The organism is Streptomyces cupreus (genome assembly GCF_014257025.1).
GTDB classification, from domain to species: Bacteria; Actinomycetota; Actinomycetes; order Streptomycetales; family Streptomycetaceae; genus Streptomyces; species Streptomyces cupreus.
On sequence record NZ_JACMSF010000002.1, the window covers coordinates 334,157 to 350,797 of the forward strand.

At 68.1% G+C, this 16,641-nt stretch carries 5 protein-coding genes and 2 pseudogenes; 2 read left to right on the forward strand and 5 right to left on the reverse strand.

The annotated features are described in order from the left end of the window. Nucleotides 1-13: 13 nt before the first annotated feature. Nucleotides 14-399, reverse strand: a pseudogene (locus H4N64_RS03285) (ATP-binding protein). Nucleotides 400-598: 199 nt separating this feature from the next. Between H4N64_RS03285 and H4N64_RS03290 the strand changes: the two are divergent. Together H4N64_RS03290 and H4N64_RS03295 are read left to right on the forward strand one after the other, a co-directional pair. Further along, nucleotides 599-1,461: pseudogene (locus tag H4N64_RS03290) on the forward strand (helix-turn-helix domain-containing protein). Further along, nucleotides 1,458-1,643 carry a DUF397 domain-containing protein gene (locus H4N64_RS03295; RefSeq protein WP_186280538.1) on the forward strand — a complete coding sequence of 62 codons (186 nt, stop codon included), beginning with the start codon at nt 1,458-1,460 and terminating at the stop codon, nt 1,641-1,643. The pseudogene H4N64_RS03290 and the gene H4N64_RS03295 overlap by 4 nt, the downstream one beginning before the upstream one ends. Before the next feature lie 116 nt (nt 1,644-1,759). On the opposite strand, the gene H4N64_RS03300 is transcribed toward H4N64_RS03295, so the two are convergent. The 4 genes from H4N64_RS03300 to H4N64_RS03315 all read right to left on the reverse strand — a co-directional run bounded on the left by H4N64_RS03300 (nt 1,760) and on the right by H4N64_RS03315 (nt 16,385). Next, nucleotides 1,760-3,010: a hypothetical protein gene (locus H4N64_RS03300; protein WP_186280539.1), complete on the reverse strand. Its 1,251-nt coding sequence runs from the start codon at nt 3,008-3,010 to the stop codon at nt 1,760-1,762. 68 nt (nt 3,011-3,078) lie between these two features. Beyond that, nucleotides 3,079-7,095 (reverse strand): Eco57I restriction-modification methylase domain-containing protein, encoded by a 4,017-nt coding sequence (locus H4N64_RS03305; RefSeq protein ID WP_186280540.1) that lies wholly within the window; start codon nt 7,093-7,095, stop codon nt 3,079-3,081. Next, entirely contained in the window at nt 7,095-10,061 is a 2,967-nt protein-coding gene (locus tag H4N64_RS03310; protein ID WP_186280541.1) for a DEAD/DEAH box helicase, read from the reverse strand. Before H4N64_RS03310 ends, H4N64_RS03305 begins: the two co-directional genes overlap by 1 nt. Nucleotides 10,062-10,094: 33 nt before the next feature. Next, the gene (locus tag H4N64_RS03315; RefSeq protein ID WP_186280542.1) at nt 10,095-16,385 is read right to left on the reverse strand and encodes a protein kinase domain-containing protein; all 6,291 of its coding nucleotides are present in this window, start codon (nt 16,383-16,385) and stop codon (nt 10,095-10,097) included. Nucleotides 16,386-16,641: the final 256 nt, after the last annotated feature.

Genomic DNA, 16,641 nt, shown 5'->3' on the forward strand with positions numbered 1-16,641 from the left:
TGACTCTCAACTCCTAACGGATCGGCCTCGGCTCGCATGGACCGAGGCCGAGTTCGGCCCACACGGTCTTCCCACTGGGCGGATACGGCTCGGTGCCCCATCGGTCGGCCAGGACGGTGACGAGCAGGAGCCCACGGCCCGTTTCGGCGTCCGGTGGTGTCTCGACATCCGTCGACGGGGTGGGCAATTGATCACCTCGGGCATCGGTGACGGCGATGCGGAGGACGACGTCGGCGGACGGTCGCAGCCTTGGGTGCGGCCGTGCAGTGCCGCGTTGGCGGCCAGTTCGGCCACGATCTGCTCCGCGCGCTCGGCCACGGACGGCGGCACCTGCCAGGTCTGGAACTCCGCGACAGCGAGCAGACGGGCGAGTCGTGCGCCGCGACGGGTGGACGACAGTTGACGGTGGCGGGGGAGTGCGGCGAGCTCACGTTCATGGGGCCACCGTGACCCGCGTGGGCGGCGTGCGCCAGGAGCGTGGCCCGTACGTTGAGTCAGAGTACGGACACGTTCGGTGGACAGTACGAATTGGCTTGGCCACTCTGGGTGTTCTCGATCAGGGGGAACTGGCACGCGTGCACCTGGAGGTGGGCCTCGAATGACGACCGACCACGTCGAACCGGTGGGGCTGGGCGGAGAGTGCGAGCGGGAACCGGATCCGTCGGACAGTCTGCGGACGTTCGGGGCGGTGGTACAGGCGCTGCGCGAGCATGCGGGGCTGAGCCGGGTTTGGAGTTCGGGGAGATGGTCCGCTTCTCCAAGCACACTGTGGAGTCGGTGGAGTTGGGGCGGCGGATGCCGGACGCGTCGTTCGTGGAGCGGGCGGAGGAGGCCCTGGGCAACACCGGGGCGTTGCGGCATTCGGCGCGGTTTCTGACTCGGGGGGAGGCGGGGCTGGCTGCGTGGTTCCGGCAGTGGGCTCGGCTGGAGCGGAGGGCGGTGAGTCTGTGCACGTATGAGTGCCGGTTGGTGCCTGGGTTGTTGCAGTCAGAGGGGTATGCGCGGGCGCTGTTCGAGAACCGCATTCCGCTGCTTACGGACGAGCAGCTGGAGGCACAGGTATCAGCTCGGTTGGAGCGGCAGAGAATGCTGCGTGAGCGGCCGACTGTTCCCTTCAGCTTCATCGTTGAGGAGTCTGTGTTCAGGCGGAGGCTGGGCGGCGTCGAGGTACTGCGCCATCAGTTGGACCACGTACTGGAGCAGACGGCCGCTCGAAACGTGACTCTGCAAATTGTGCCGCTGGAGGCCGAGTACCACTCATGCATGGACGGCCCGCTACGGCTGTTGGAGACCCCGGAGGGAAGGCGGCTCGCGTACTCGGAGGGGCAGGAAAGCGGCCGTTTGATCTCCGGCCCGAAAGAGGTGAGCGTTCTCTGTCAACGCTATGACACACTGCGCTCGCAGGCCCTGCACCCCAAAGACTCACAAGGCCTGCTGGAGCGGATGCGAGGAGATCTATGAGCACGACGGAACTCGCCTGGTTCAAGTCCAGCTACAGCGGCAGTTCGGGCGACGACTGCGTGGAGGTGGCCGTCACCGAGCAGGCTGTTCACGTGCGGGACTCCAAGGATGTGATGCGCACCCCCTTTGCTGTGGGCCGGGACGGCTGGTCGCGCTTCCTGAACCTTGTGGCGGAGGCCTGAAGACGAAGCGTCACGGTGGCAGGCCCGCAGGCGCGTGCCACCGTGACGCGTAGACCGGCTCTTCGCAGTTGACGGTGTACTTGGGGCTGTCCACGTGGCTGACGGTCGGCGTTCACTCAGCCTTCCTCGGCGCGTTCCTCCTCACCCCCACGCCGACGGCGCGCCCGCTCGGCGATCTCACTGGAGAGCCTGCCCTTGACCGAGGTGGCCCGGTCGAGCGTCTCGCTGCCGAGGCTTCTGGCGGCATCGACGCCTTTTGCTCCTGTCTCGAGCGCCTTGTCCCTCACCTCCGCGGCCGCGTGCACCCATCGCCTCGCCTCTGATGACCGGCGACCAGACTCAATCCCGAGCCGCCCGTGGAAGTCATGGACGCCGGTTGCGACATGGTTGCTCGACTGGACTACGGCCGGGGACTTGGTCGGGTGCAGCAGCACCTTCGCGTTGGCCGCGTCAGCAGCCGCATTCATCCGGGCCACCAGACGCTCGGTGCTCCGCGAGATGACATCCAGCCGCTTCTCTCGGGCAACCCGAAGCCCGAGGCGATGCCGGTCCAGCTCGTCCGGAGCCGCGTCCAGCACTCGATCGAGTTCGAGCAACGCGAACGCGTCCTGCAATTGGAAGCAACGAGCCAGTACAGCGAGCCACTCCCGAGCCTTGGACTCGACTTCCTTGGCCGTCGTGGCGAGGTCACCGATCTTGGTCTTGCCCTCCATCTTCTCCGCGAGTGCATCGAGTTGACGCAACGCATACGCCTGGGTGTCTGCGATCGCCGTCGGCGCGGCCTGCACCTTCGACCACGTGACCTCGGAGACCCGGCCCACCTGCTCCCGGATGGTCATGGCCTCCTCGATGATGAGGTCCACCCCGATCATGCGGGCCACCGCAGCGTCCTTCTGAGCGCGGAGCACGTCGTCGACCTTCTCGTCGATCCTCGCGAGATAGTCGGTGATCTCGTCCATGGTCTGCTGCATCGCGAGCTGTGCCATGATCCCTGCGGCACCAGCCAGACGCGCCGGGTTGGCCAGGAACGAGCCGGCCCCCTTCTCGACCTGGAGCCAGTTCTTGATCGAGCCAGGTTTCCCCACCATCGCATGGCTGATGCCTGGCCTCTTGGTCTCCGTAAGCCCGAACTTCTTGACACGCTCCGCGGACTCCTTGGTCAGCATCACCCACCGACCGGAGTTGGCGGCAATCTCCGAACCTGCCTGAGCGGCTGCGGCCCCGGTACCGAAGACGGACTTGAGGCGTTGCACACCGAGGTCCTTCGACGGCAGTCCCTCCGAGAGGAGGAAGCGTTCGACATCCGTCGCATTCCCGATGACCGCCAGTCCGTCGCCGTCACTGATCAGCTGAATCTCGTTGGCCATTGCCCGCTCCTGAAGTGGCTTGTCGCAGTTGAGGGTGATCGGGGGTGCGCGCGGCGATCGCCGGGCGATCAGGCGGGGTGCCGGGGGCCGTGGCCCGGGGGCGGGGTGAGAGTGGAGGTGTAATTCTCGCCGTCCACCAAGGGGTTTCCGAGGCTGACGCCAGCTGTGGCCATGCGGTCGTACTCGGCGAGGATCAGTTCCTTGGTGCGGTAGGTGCCATAGTTGGCCTCGTCCTTGCGGCGGACGATGGGGAAGGTGTCGAGGATGTAGTCGACGTCGGCGCGTGAAATTCCGTAGATGTGGAAGAAGAGGGAGTCGAGTTCGGCCCGAATAATTGCCCGGCGCCGCTTATCCCAATGGAAAGGAGTTCCTGTATCACCTAGATCGTGCGCAAACGGGGCCATATCATAGGCGACGTAAGTCAGTTCCATGACGCGCGGAATGATGAACTCACGGTGTCGTTCAAGAGCCTTTGATGGGGGGACGGGGATCTGCTCGAATGTGCTTTGCGGAATACTCGGCTGGCTAAAACTGTTTCGTAGTGCATAGTCATAAGGGAAGGAGTTGTATACGGCCACCAACAAGGAAATCTGAATGGTGGAGGGTCCGGTGGAAAGAGTCCATCCGTATGAAGCGGCGCCCCACGGAATGATAGCAGCGATGGATGTACGCTCGTCGTTGTTTCGAGCGATACGTCGCTGCCCAAGTAGTCCGACTTTGCATTCATGGTGCCGCCGCTCTTGGCGGCTGCGAGTTTCTGTTTCGGTAACCCAGTATTGTGGCTGGACTACGAAATCCGCCTTCAGCAAATCAATTTCAGTGGCCTCGCGGCCGTCTGTCGAGTGGGCGAAGCGATGATTGTATTGGTGTCCCATTCGCCCCTCATAAAGTGGCAGCATCTTATATCCCTCATTCTCGAATCGGTTTCCGTGAATGGACCATCCGCTGGATTCTAGGGAGTTGGCCGTTTGGAATAGGTGTGAATCCTGGGACATGTGGAACATTCGACCGAGAGATACTCGCCAGGGGTTTCCATGTGGGTCGTTTAGCTTGTTCAGGACCGGGATTCTCTGATAGATAGAAATGCAGATCTCGGCGTCACGGCGGGATCGGAAGACGGGGCAGGTGCCCGTGTTGGGGTTAAGGAGGGTGATCTCCTCCGGAGTGAGCGTGAAGGTCTTGCCTGAATCGTCCAGATCGGACGGATCGTGGAGGAAGAAGGCGAATCGTGCGGCCGGTTCACGCATGCCGCGGCCGGTCAGCGACAGAATGCTGAACTTCATCCGGGAGTCAACAGCAGGAAACAGGTTGCTGCGGTTCTCGAAGTCGTACAGCGCCGCGATCGAACCGTTGTGTACCAGGTCCTTGAAGAAGTACTGCGTCGTCGCATCCGTCGCGATGCCCGTAGGTACGATGACGCCCATACGGCCACGTGGGTCGGTGAGGCGGCGACTACTTTCAGAGAATGCTGCATACGTGTTTACTGTGCCGATTCCGGTCAACTCAAACTTTCCGGAATCTCGGATAAAGTGCGCCTCGCCATCGCCCTGCCGCTTGGCCTCGCTGAATTCGAGTGCCAACTCCGGCTGGGTGCTGGCCAGCTGGGAAATCAGTTTTCGGCGTGCGGCGGCATTTTCTGCCGTTGCAATCGCGGTATTTCGCTGAGCGAAAAACTCCTGCTCCAGAAGTTTGATGCGCTCCCAAGGAGGGTTCCCCAATAGGCAGGAGAAGCCTCCAAGCCACCCCGTAGTCGAATCAACGTCACTGTCCGCAGCCTCGGAGACTGCGAACACCTCCGGAAACTCCAGATGCCAGTGGAAGAACTTGTACTGCTGCGCGAGCCGGATAATCTCGTCGTTTGTGCTCACCGGGATGCCCGCGCCCGCGCTTTGGAGGTCATGGAATACTGCTTCCGTCACCGGCGTCGGCGCGCCCTGGACCTTGGGCCAGACGAAAGCAGCGCACCAGGCGTCGCCGATGTGCAGCGCTCGGAGATAGTCCGCCGACTGCTCCAGGTCACGGAACCGGCTGGACTGGAGTCGGACGTCGCGCAAGGTGTTGGTCGGCGCCTCAGTGATGTCGCGCAGGCTCGCCGCGAAGGCCGCGTTCGACACCCAGATGCGTTCCTCCGTGTGGAAGCTCAACTGGCCTCCGCGCTCCGCAGCGTTCCGCTTCTTGATGGCCGACGCGATCCTCTTGTCGTCGCCCTCGATCGGCTTGAACGCGTCGTCCGGGATGCCCTTGGCCAGTAGCGCCGGCGTAGCCCCGATCAACGCGTTCCCGTGCTTGACGTGAGCGTCCAGGAAGCCCAGCGGCTTCCCCGGTTCCAGTGCCTCCAGCCACAGCGACACCTTGGCCAGTTCGACCGCCATCGGGTTGAGGTCGACCCCGTAGATGCACCGGGCCACCACCTCGTGCAGCGCGTGCCGCACCGCGTCGATCGTCGGCTCCGGGTTCTGCTCCCGTACCGCGGCCACCCGCTTCGCAATCCGCCGAGCCGCAGCCACTAGGAAGTGGCCGGACCCGCAAGCTGGGTCGCAGACCGTCAGGTTCAGTAGTTCCTCGACGATGACCGGGCCCGGGTCCGGCTGGCCCGAGTGCGTCGCCCGGATCTCACCCCGCTTCACCGCATCGTCGATCACCGGATCCAGCGCCGAGTCCAACAGGCACTCGATCAGCGAGGACGGGGTGTAGTAGGAACCCGTCGTCTTCCTCGCGTTGCCCGCCAGCTCGACCAGCTCGAAGGTGCGCTCGGTCGCGTTGTGCTTGGGGACCAGCTCCAGCAGGGACTCGTAGATGGAGCCCAGCTCCTCCGCGTCCAGGTGGCGGTAGTCGACCACCCGGTTCCGCTTGCTGCTCGTGTCCCGGACGATCGACAGCGCCCGGACCGCCTCCAGCAGCGGCTCGTTCGACAGGGACAGGCCGTGCAGGACCTTGTCCGCCTCCGTGTCGTCGAAGATGCCGCCCAGACCCGGCAGGCCCAACTCCGGAAGGCCGTCGTCGTTGCCCAGGCCCGACAGGACGAAGCGCAGCGCCTGGTACAGGTCGCCGTGGGCCGTGCCCCGGCGGCGCTGGGCGTGCCGGCGCAGGCGGGCCGAGGAGAAGTAGGCCGCGTACCGCTCCTTCGCCGTCTCGTCGGCCGACGGGGACAGCAGGACCTCGCGGTCCTCAGCCACGAACAGGAACAGGAGCCGGTAGACCATGCGCAGCAGCGCGTAGTGGAAGGTCTTGACCTCCAGGCTCTCCCTCAACTCTCGGTTCTCCGGGTGCTTCAAGAACCCCGTGCCCAGCGTCGTAATCGCCCGCTGCACACCCTTCCTCAACTGGTCCAGCGCCCGCGTGCCCTGGGCGATCGCCTCCGTGCGCCACTTCTCCAGCCAGCACGTCGACGGCGCCGCGTCCTCCGCGACCTCGAAGCGGGACACGTGCAGCAGGCGGTACAGCAGTACGAACTCGCTGAACAGCTCGCCGTCGAAGATCGCCTCCAGGTCGAACTCGACGTACGACGCCGTGGCCAGGGCGCTGGAGTCCCGGAGCAGGCGGACCTGGCGGCCGTTGGTCAGGATGCCCCACAGGTGGGCCTCTGTCCGGTTCAGACACTCCTGGAGCATCGACTGCGGCGGGACCGTGCCCGCGCCGCCCGGTCGCTTGTCCAAGTTGGCGTTCCAGGACACCTGGTGGATGAGCGCGTGCTGCCAGCGGTGCGAGACCTCGAACCGCTTCTCCGTGTCCGAGTCCGCCGTAACGCCGTCCGTGCCGATCGGCGTCAGGCGGCCGAAGCCCAGCTCCCGCCACAGCGGCGCCAGCCAGTCGGCGCCCGCACGGCCGGTCGGGTCGGTCGCGGGCAGGCCCGTCTCCCGGTCCTCGGGGAGGTGCTTGCGCAGCTCGCGCCAGAGCGGCTTCAGATACTCCCAGCTGCGCTCCGCCTCGTCCCGTACCGAACGCGACGACGGCAGGCCGTAGTCGGCGGGCTTCGAGCCCGGGACGTCCTTGCCCTCGGAGATGCGCAGCAGCATGTCGGCCGGCAGCAAACCTCCGACCGTGTGGACGGCGGTGAACACCTGGTTGCGGGTCGTGGCGGACATCAGGCGGACGCTCCAGAGACAGCAGCAGGGGCAGGAGAGGAAGCAGAGGGGTTGGCGGGCAGGTACAGATACGCGCCCAGGACGTCGGCCGGCTTCTGCGCCGTCACCGACAGGCCCCGGACGATCTCGCCGGATGCCTGCCGCACCCGGCGGTGCGAGGCGTCCAGCTCGGCGGCCAGTTCCTCGCCGTACGTCTCCAGGTAGCCGTTCGCTTCCGGGAGTTGGTCGAGGATGCGCTTCATCATGCGCTCACCGAAGTGCGGGTCCGTGTTGTCGGACGCCGTCGCGTCCAGCAGCGCCGCCGCACGCTCCTGCGACAGCCACACCGCGCTCTTCGGGGAGCCCTCGAAGGCCAGCAGCCGCGCGTCCTCCGCCACCAGCTGCTTCTCGCCGCTCCGCGACGGCAGGGTCAGGTGGAAGCGGTAGCGGACCAGCAGCAGGGTCGTACGCGTCGTCACCGCGTCCGTCGTCACCACACCGCAGCGGCGTGCCGGGCGTGCGCCGTCCGCCTGGGTGTCCAGCGCCGCGTTCAGGACGTGCGACGCGAGCGCGCCCACCACCGGGTCCGTCCGCACCAGAGCGGCCTCGCCCCGCGCCACCGCCGGGTCCGTCCGGAACGGGATCGGGCGGTCCTGCTCGATCACCTCCGCACCCACGGCCGTCGCCAGCGCGTCCCGCAGCCCCGCCGGCGTACCGCCCACCTGGGCTGTGAAGTCCTCCAACTGGTCGGTTCCCCGCAGCACCGCGCCCAGCGAGCCCAGCGCCTCCCGTACGAACGTCCTGACCTCGCCCGTACCGCCCAGCGCGTCCCGGATCGCGGCGACCTCCCTGGCCACCTCCTCCGGGTGGATCGAGCGCTGCGCGAACCGCGAACGCGACGCCTTCTCCCGCTCCGCCGCCGAGTTCCAGTCGCTGTCCAGCTTCGCCGTGCTCACCTTGAACGCGTCCGCGCCGAACAAGGCGTCCTCGTTCTCGCGGCCGCGCATCAGCAGCCACTCCACGATCGCGTCCGTCACGCCTGTCGACAGCTCGTCCGGGACGGACACCGAGATGCCCAGGTCCTTTTTGATCTGGCGGTGCTTCTTGATGAGGACTTCGAGGACCTTGCCGTCGATGCCGTTGTCCTCGCCGTACAGGGTGATGACGCGGACCTCGTCGCGGCGCTGGCCGTAGCGGTCGACGCGGCCCTCGCGCTGGTCGTGGCGGGTGGGGTTCCACGCCAGGTCGTAGTGGACCACCGCGTCGAAGTAGTGCTGGAGGTTCACGCCCTCCGACAGGCAGTCCGTGGCGATCAGCACCCGGCGCGCGGCGGCGTCCTCGCCGGCCTCCGTCGCCAGCGCCTCGATGTTGTCGATGCGCTGCTGCGGCGAGAGCTCGCCCGTGACCGCCTTGACGACCGTCTTCGCGCCCAGCGGGCCGCGCTTCTTCGTCTCCGGGTCGTTCGCCAGCTGCTCGGCCAGGTACTTGGCCGTGGGGATGTAGCGGCAGAAGACGATCGGGTTGTAGCCGTCGGCGAGCAGGCCCTTGAGGTGCTTGATCAGGGCCTTCAGCTTGAGGTCCTGCGCCGGTCCCTCCAACTCCTCCGCCCGTTCGGCGAGTTCGGCGAGGCGCGAGCGCGGGTCGTCGGCCTCGATCTCGGCACCCGGCGCTACGTCCATGCCCTCCATCGAGTCGCTGTCGGCCGCGTCGCTGTTCAGCGGGGCGCCGAGCTTGTCGGCCTCCTCCGCCGAGGACGCGACCGCGGCCGCGGACCTCGTGCGGAGCGTCTGAGCCGCCGCCCGCGGGGACGACACCAGCGAGCGCAGCAGCGCGATCGCCGACCACCACGCTATTCGGGCCTCCCTGCGGCCTCGGCCGTCCGCCTCCTCCACCCGCTCGCTCGCGTAGGCGATCGCGTCGTCCAGCAGGGCCCGGTACTCCGGGGACAGCTTGTACGTCTCGTCCTTGAAGTAGCGGTCCGAGGGGAACGCGGTGCGCTCCGCGAGGGAGTCGTCGGCCAGTCCGTCCTCCTTGGTGAGGTACTGGCGTACGTCCGCGCGCTTGCGGGCCACGAAGTGCTGCGCCAGCAGCTTCCGGCCTGTCTCCGACTCCAGGTTCACGTGCGCCAGGTCGGGCTTGACCAGGCCCAGCAGGTTCCGGAACGCGGACTCCTTGCCGCTGTGCGGTGTCGCCGTCACCAGCAGCAGGTGCCGTTCCGCGTCCTCGGCGACCCGTCGCAGCAGCTCGTAGCGCAGCTGGTTCTGCGTGCCGGTCTTGGTGTCGTCGGCCGCCACGCATGTGTGGGCCTCGTCGACGATCACCAGGTCGGGACAGTGCCGTACGAAGTCGTCGCGGTGGCGGGTGGACTTGATGAAGTCCGTGGAGACGATGACGTTCGGGTAGCGGTCGAAGAGGGACTGGCCGAGGTCCAGGCGCCGCTCCAGGCGCGTCACCGTCGACGACAGCACCAGCTCCGCGTCGATGCTGAACTTGCCGCGCAGCTCCTGCTGCCACTGTTCCGCCAGCGCGGGCGAGCACAGCACGGCCAGGCCCGACGCCTCGCCCTGCGCGAGGAGTTCGCTCGCGATCAGGCCCGCCTCGACGGTCTTGCCGATGCCGACGTCGTCGGAAACCAGCATACGGACCGTCTTCTGACGCAGCGCCATCAGGAGCGGGACGAGCTGGTACGCGCGCGGTTCCACGGCGATGCCGGCCAGCGAGCGGAACGGGCCCGCGCCCGAGCGGAAGCCGACGCGCAGGGCGGTGCGGAGCAGGCCGGCCGCCCGCTGGTCGCCGAGGTCGCTCGGCTCCGGCGCGGCGAACCGGGCCTCCTCGACCGTCTCGAACGCCGGGAACACGGCGGCGATGTCGTCGTCCGAGCCTCCGAGCGGGCGCAGGACGAGCAGGTCGGGCTTGCTCTCGGGGAGCACCACCCATTCGCGGCCGCGGGCCTTCACCAGGGAACCTGCGGAGTACGTGAGTGCCATGTGTGTTTTCGAGTCCTCAGGAGAAGGCGGTCGTCAGTTGGCGGTCGGCGTGCCGAAGTAGCGGGCGTTGGCGGCAGCGATGGCGTCCCAGTCGTCGCCGTGCGCGAAGCGGACGACGTCCCAACTGGCGTTGAAGAGACGGTCCTCGGCGTCCTCGTCCCGGAAGGCGTCCTGTTCCTTGTCGGGTGTGTCGACGAAGACGGCCACGTTTCCGCCTGGGAGCCGGTACACGAAGTCGGGCATCGCGTTCGCCTCGGTGAGGAAGGGCCCCGCCTCGTCCGGAAGGTGCAGTCCCCGTGCCTTTGCCCAGCCCAGGAAGTCACCGCGCGCGGCCAGTTCGGCGGCGGCCGTCGCCTCGACCGCCGTCGGCGCCGCGGGGGTCTGGTCGAGCAGCCGCCGGTACTGCTCCGACCGGGACTCGCCGCGCGACTCGCGCTCCGCCGTCGCCGAGGCGAACCGCACCAGAAGGTGCCGGGCCGCGTGGCGGTTGATCAGCGCGTGGTCGAGCTGATTGCCGTACGTCAGCAGGCACTCGTAGCAGCCCAGGGCGCACGGGCGGTCCGGGTGCGGGCCGCCCAGGTCGGTGCCGTCCTCGTCGAAGTGGCAGATCGACAGGGCGTATTGGGCCGCTTTCGCCAGGGCGTCCGGCTCGGCCTGGAGGCGGCGCAGTACGCCCGCGCCGCCCTCGGCGGCCTCCATGAACAGGAACCGGTTGCGCGGTCCGCCGTCCGGCGGCAGCAGTTCGCTGGACAGCTCGGCGTCCTCCAGCTCGAACGCGGCCTCGATGCCCCGCTCCAGCGCGTACATGAGGGACAGCGCCTCGGGCTCGGGCAGGGCCTCGTCGAGGGTGACGACGAGGATGTTGCGGCGGTCCTCGACGTACGGGATGACCCGCTTCCTGCGGCGCCGCTCCTTGCCGTCCTCGTCGACCACCGGCAGCTCGCTGGAGTCGCCGGAGGCCTCGGCGGCGTCCTTGTCGTTCATCCAGCGGCCGTCGGCGAGGTCAAGCCAGTAGCCCGCGGGCTCGTCCTTCTTGGCGCGCACCCGGCCGAGGTTGGTGATGCGGACGGTCGCCGAGTCGCCGTACGCCAGGTCGGCGAGCGGGGCGTCCGAGGCGTCCGTGACGGACGCGTTGAGGCGGCCCTTGCGGGCGCCGTGGTCCTGGAAGCGGTACGACATCTCCAGGCGGAAGCCGGCCCGGCGGCGCTCCTCCTCGTCAGAGGAGATGCGTTCGCGTCGCGCGGTGTAGACGGTGTGCAGCTGGAGCAGCCCATGGGTGGCCGCGCCCAGCGGTTCGTCGCACATGTGGCAGCGGTCCTGGCGCTCGGCCGGGTCGTGGTGGTAGCCGCAGTGCGCGCAGCGGCGGGCCTCGCTGGTCGCCAGGTCACCGGAGGAGTCCGGCGGCAGCTGGATGCGGGTCACCTGGTAGCGGGCGCCCTCGTGGTAGATGAGCGCGCCGGGGCCGAACTCGCGGATGGCGAGGAAGCGGGGACGCTGGAGGTAGTCGCCGTCGCCCCGGCGGCCGATGGTGGGAATGTAGGCGGCCAGCGGCAGGCGCGGGAAGCTGTAGCCGGGCAGGAAGCCCTCGGAGGCCAGGTAGCGGTAGGGGTTGAAGTCGGAGAGCACCGACTTGCTGTCCACGCTCTCGTTCATCAACAGGTTCAGCTGCGTCTCCGCCTCGCGGCGGCGGGCGTTCGCCCGGTTGCGGTCGCTCTCGGTCAGGCTGTAGTCCAGGCGCCGCTTGTTCTGGATGTACTGGTCGTCGAGCGCCGCGCGGAACAACTGCCGCCACCGGTCGAAGGCCTGGTCGAAGCGCTCAGGCACCGTGCGCACCCGGTCCTGGATCCAGTCGTCGTGCCACCACGTCGTGTCCGCGAAGTCCGGGAGCAGCGGGCCGAGCACCCGCAGCGCCGCGTCCACCGTGCGGTGCTGCGCGGTCTCGTCCAGGGACGTGTCGAGGATGTCGGGCAGCAGCTTCAGGGCCGGGTTCGGGCGGTCGCCGGTGTCCGGGTGCGACACGTCCAGGACCTCGGGTATTGCGCGGCCCAGCTTCAGGCCGGCCTCCGCGATCCATATGCCCTGCAAGTGGGAGAGGACCAGGTCCTCGTTGGCGAGGTCCAGGCGCGGCGGGGCCACCGCGCCCGCCACCATCCGCTCAGAACGGCGGAAGTAGTACTGGTCGTGACTGTTGCCCGTCGCGCAGTACGTCGTCACCAGCGCGGGCTGGCCGCTGCGGCCCGCGCGGCCGGAACGCTGCGCGTAGTTGGCGGGCGTGGGCGGCACGTTTCGCATCATCACCGCGTTCAGGGAGGAGATGTCGACGCCCAGCTCCATCGTGGGGGAGCAGTACAGCAGCTTCAGCTCCGCCTTGCGGAACGCCTCCTCGCGCCGCTCCCGCTCCTCCGGGGCGACCTGGGCGGTGTGTTCGCGGGCGAACAGGCCGGACAGCGCGCTCGCCGCCTCCTGGTACAGGTCCCGGAAGAAGGTGTTCACCCGCGGGCCGTCGCCGCTGGGGTAGGTGCGGGTCAGCGGGTCGTGCGTGCCCGTCTCGCCCTTGCCGGCGCGCCAGATCAGCGACTGGGCCGCGACCCGGTAACCGGTCGTGACCGGCGTCGTCGGCCTGCGGTAGCGGCCCGCGCCCTTCGGCGCCTCCGCCACCTCCTTCACCAGGCCGTTGGCGGCCAGCACCTTCAGCAGTTCCGCGATGACGAGCTGCAGATTGTCGGGGGAGAGGTTCTTGAACGAGGCGTCGGCGCGCTTGAGGTACTTGCCGAACTTGCCGCGCGCGGAGAGGAACAGGCCGGAGCGGTCCAGTCCCCGGCCCGACGGATGCGGGTAAGCGGTGCCCACGCGCGGACGGTCGGAGGCCGACAGCACCCACGGGTCCACCAGCCGCTCCTCGCTCGCCCGCTGCAACGCGTCGAAGTCGTCCCGGAAGTACGACACGTCGATGGCGAGCGAGCGGCGCATCTCGTTGAGCAGCACCTTCATGATCTCGGCCCGCAGGGCCGGATCGGCGTCCCGCAGGACCGCGTGGGTGTGCGCCCAGCGGTCCTGCTTGTCCGCGACCCAGCGCAGGTCCGCGTAGCCGATCTCCAGCAGACCGGTCTGCTCCAGGTTGGGCATGGTGATGCGCCAGCCGCGCTCCAGGTCGAGGTAGAGCCGGAAGGCGACCACGTCGCGCAGGGTCTTGGCGGCCGACTTGGCGAGCGTGGGGGGCTGGTCCGCTTCACCGGTGTAGTCCACGGGACCGATGCCAAGCGCGTTCGTCACCGCCGAGGCCAGCTCCTCATGGGTGAGGCCGTCCTCGCCCGCGTCCAGGGCGGCCCGGTACAGCGCCCCGCGCAACTGGGTGATCTGCACGAAGTCGTTGAAGTGACCGGCCTGGAGCGATGCGTCCTGGCGGTTGTCGACGAAGGTCAGGAGCTTGCGGGCCTCCTTGTCCAGCGCCTCCTCCGGCACCGACTTCAAGGACCGCACCACCGAAGCCGAGATGAGGGAGGTCGCCGAGGAACGGCCCTCCTGGTCCAGCGTCGCCAACTTGGCGAAGTCCCGGCCGCGCGTCTGCTCGTAGGCCACACCGCAATGGAGGCAGAACAGGAACGGGGAGGGGATGAACGCAGCCTGCAGCTCGCCCCTGCCCTCGTAGCCGAGCGGGTCCACGGTGACCGCGCGCGGCATCCGGTCGCGGTAGGTCTTCCTGACCACCTCCTGGCCTCTGTCGTCCAACTCCAGCCAGGACTCGGGCATTCGGCGGTCGTCGACGGCGTACTGGACGCTGGACGGCCAGGGCCGCTCCTGGTCGATGAAGAGGTAACCGTCGCCCTGGCGTCCGCCCGTGGCGGAGGTGTCCCGGCGGGCCTCGTAACGCACCTCGCCGTCCTTCTCGGTGCGCCAGACGGTCAGGTACTCCTGGCCGCACTCGCGGCAGAACGCCAGCGGCATCAGCAGCTTGCCGCCGCTGCCCGGCTGCTCCAGCTGGTAGGCGCGGGTCAGGTGGCGGGAGAGCTTGTCCTCCAGGGTGACGTACACGGTGTCGCCCTTGGAGAGGAACTGGTGCAGCCGGAACGCGAACAGGGGACGGTCGGTGACCGGATGCCGGGCCTGCGAGCCGGCTTCCAGGGTCGCCTCGATGGCCTTCGCGCAGTCGTCCTTGGGCACCCCCGACTGCTCCGCCAGTTCGCGTGCCGCGACCTCGATCTTCGTGGGCCGGCGGCGCACCAGTCGACCCGTGGACTCGTCCGTGGCGAGGCCGAACCGCGTCTCGATCCAGCGGGCCAGCGGATCGCGCACCAGATCGTCGTAAGCGCGCGGCGCCGCCGGGGAGGTCAGGCGCTCGGCGGGGACGGTGTCGGGAGCCTCGTCGGTGGCGCGTACGAGCGTCTCGCCGATGACGTGTTCGGGGCTGACCGTCGTGCCGAACAACCGGCTCGCCACGTCGGCGACCACCTTCTTCTGGTCCTCGACGGTGCCCTCGGTCGACATGGTGGCCGAGGTGCCGATGCACTGCACGTCGGGTGCCTGACAGGCCTCGCGCACCCGGCGGATCAGGAGGGCCACGTCGGCGCCCTGTCGGCCGCGGTAGGTGTGCAGTTCGTCGAAGACCAGGAACTCCAGACCCTTGGCCATCTTGATGAGGCTGGCCCGGTCGGCGGGCCGGGTCAGCATCAGCTCCAGCATCACATAGTTGGTGAGCAGGATGTCCGGCGGATTGTCCCGGATCTCCTTGCGCTTCTCGTCGTCCTCCTGGCCCGTGTAGCGGGCGAAGGTGACCGGCTCGTGGCCCTGGCCGTAGCCGTCGCGCAGGTACTTCTCCAGCTCCTTGAGCTGGCTGTTCGCCAGCGCGTTCATCGGGTACACGATGATGGCGCGCACCCGCTTGACGGCCCTGGGACCTTCCGCGTCCCGCTCGTGAAGTACGCGGTTGACGATCGGGACGATGTACGACAGCGACTTGCCGGAGCCGGTGCCGGTCGTCAACACGTACGAGGCGCCGCGTGCGGCAGCGTCGATGGCCTCGCGCTGGTGCCGGTGGAGGGTGAGCGGCCGCCCGTCGGGAACGGTGCCGCCCTCCGTCTTGCCGGCCTGGAAGATGCGGGCGCACTCGGGGTGGAGGACCTTGTCCCCGACCAGTTCCGCGACCGTGCCGCCGCTCTGGAAGAACGGGTTGAGCGACAGCCACGGATCGGGCCACTGCGACTTGTTGTCGAGGTCCTTCTCCACGAACGCCGCGATGCGGTCGTCGCGGATGACGGTGCCGCCCTCGGTGAAGTCGCGGTAGTCCTTGATGAGGGCACGGTGCACACCGAAGACGTCCATCGCCGTGCCGGAGGCCGTGACGGCTGCCGGTCGTGGGGCGGGCGTGGACGGGGAAGCGGCCGTGCGGGCGGCGGTTGCGGCCAGGGGCCGTGTCGGGTCGAGAGCGCTCCAGTGGGGGAGTTGCGGCGTGTCACCGGCCCCGACGGCGAGCGAACACAGGGCCTCGTGGACATCGGCCGCGCTCGCCGGTCGGTCGGCGGGGTCCTTTGCGAGCAGCCGGCCGACGAGTCGTATCAGCTCGGCGGGAATGTCGCCACGGATGACGCCGAGGGGTGTCGGCTCGGTCTCGAGGTGCTTGCGGGCGAGTTCGAACGGCGACTCGCTCACGAAGGGCGGTACACCGACGAGCATTTCGTACAGCACACAGCCCAGCGCGTACAGGTCGGCGGCCTGGGTCACCTGCCGGGCCTCGAACTGCTCGGGCGCCATGTAGCGGGCGGTGCCGACGCTGACGCCGGTGCTGGTGAGCCGGGCCTCGTCCGGGTCGTCGACGATACGGCCCATGCCGAAGTCGAGGACCTTAACGGTGCCGCCCCGGGTGAGCATGACGTTCGCGGGCTTGAGGTCGCGGTGCACAACGTCGGCCGCGTGGGCGGTGCTCAGGCCGTCGGCTATCTGGGCCCCGATCGCTGCCACCCAGGAGATGGGCAGCTGGCGCTCTTCCTCGATGAGGTCGCGCAGCGTCTCACCGTCCAGGAACTCCATGGCCAGATAGGGCAGTCCGCCGTCCGTACTGATTCCGCCGGCGATGAGCCGGGTCAGGTTCGGGTGTTCCAGGCGGCGCATGATGCGCACCTCTCGGGCGAAGCGCTCGACGGCCTTGTTGTCCGTGCCGGTGTCGATGAGGCCACCCGTACGGCGGCGAAGGATGGTCTTCACGGCGACTCGGCGTTCGGAGCTGCCCTCCGGGGCCTGCAGGTCCTCGGCCCGGTGAACCTCCCCCATGTTGCCCTTGCCGATGACCCGCCCGATGCGGAATCTGCCGTCGACGAGCTCGTGGCTCACTGCCGCTCCCCCTGTCCTGCACTCGCGTTCCCGCGCAGGAACGCGCCCTGGCCTGCTGCCGCACGGTCCATCGTGTCAGAACAGACAGTGAGGTAGTCGTCACGGTACACGATGAAGGCCATTCCTGATAGGTGTTTGATGCGTTGACATTGTCAACACGTCACTCCTAATCTTGCCATGAGTGAGCGGGGGTGGGTGTCGTGCAGGATCGAACCGCCGGTGAAATGGGTCCGCCCGGCTTGAGAGTCGCTGTGGG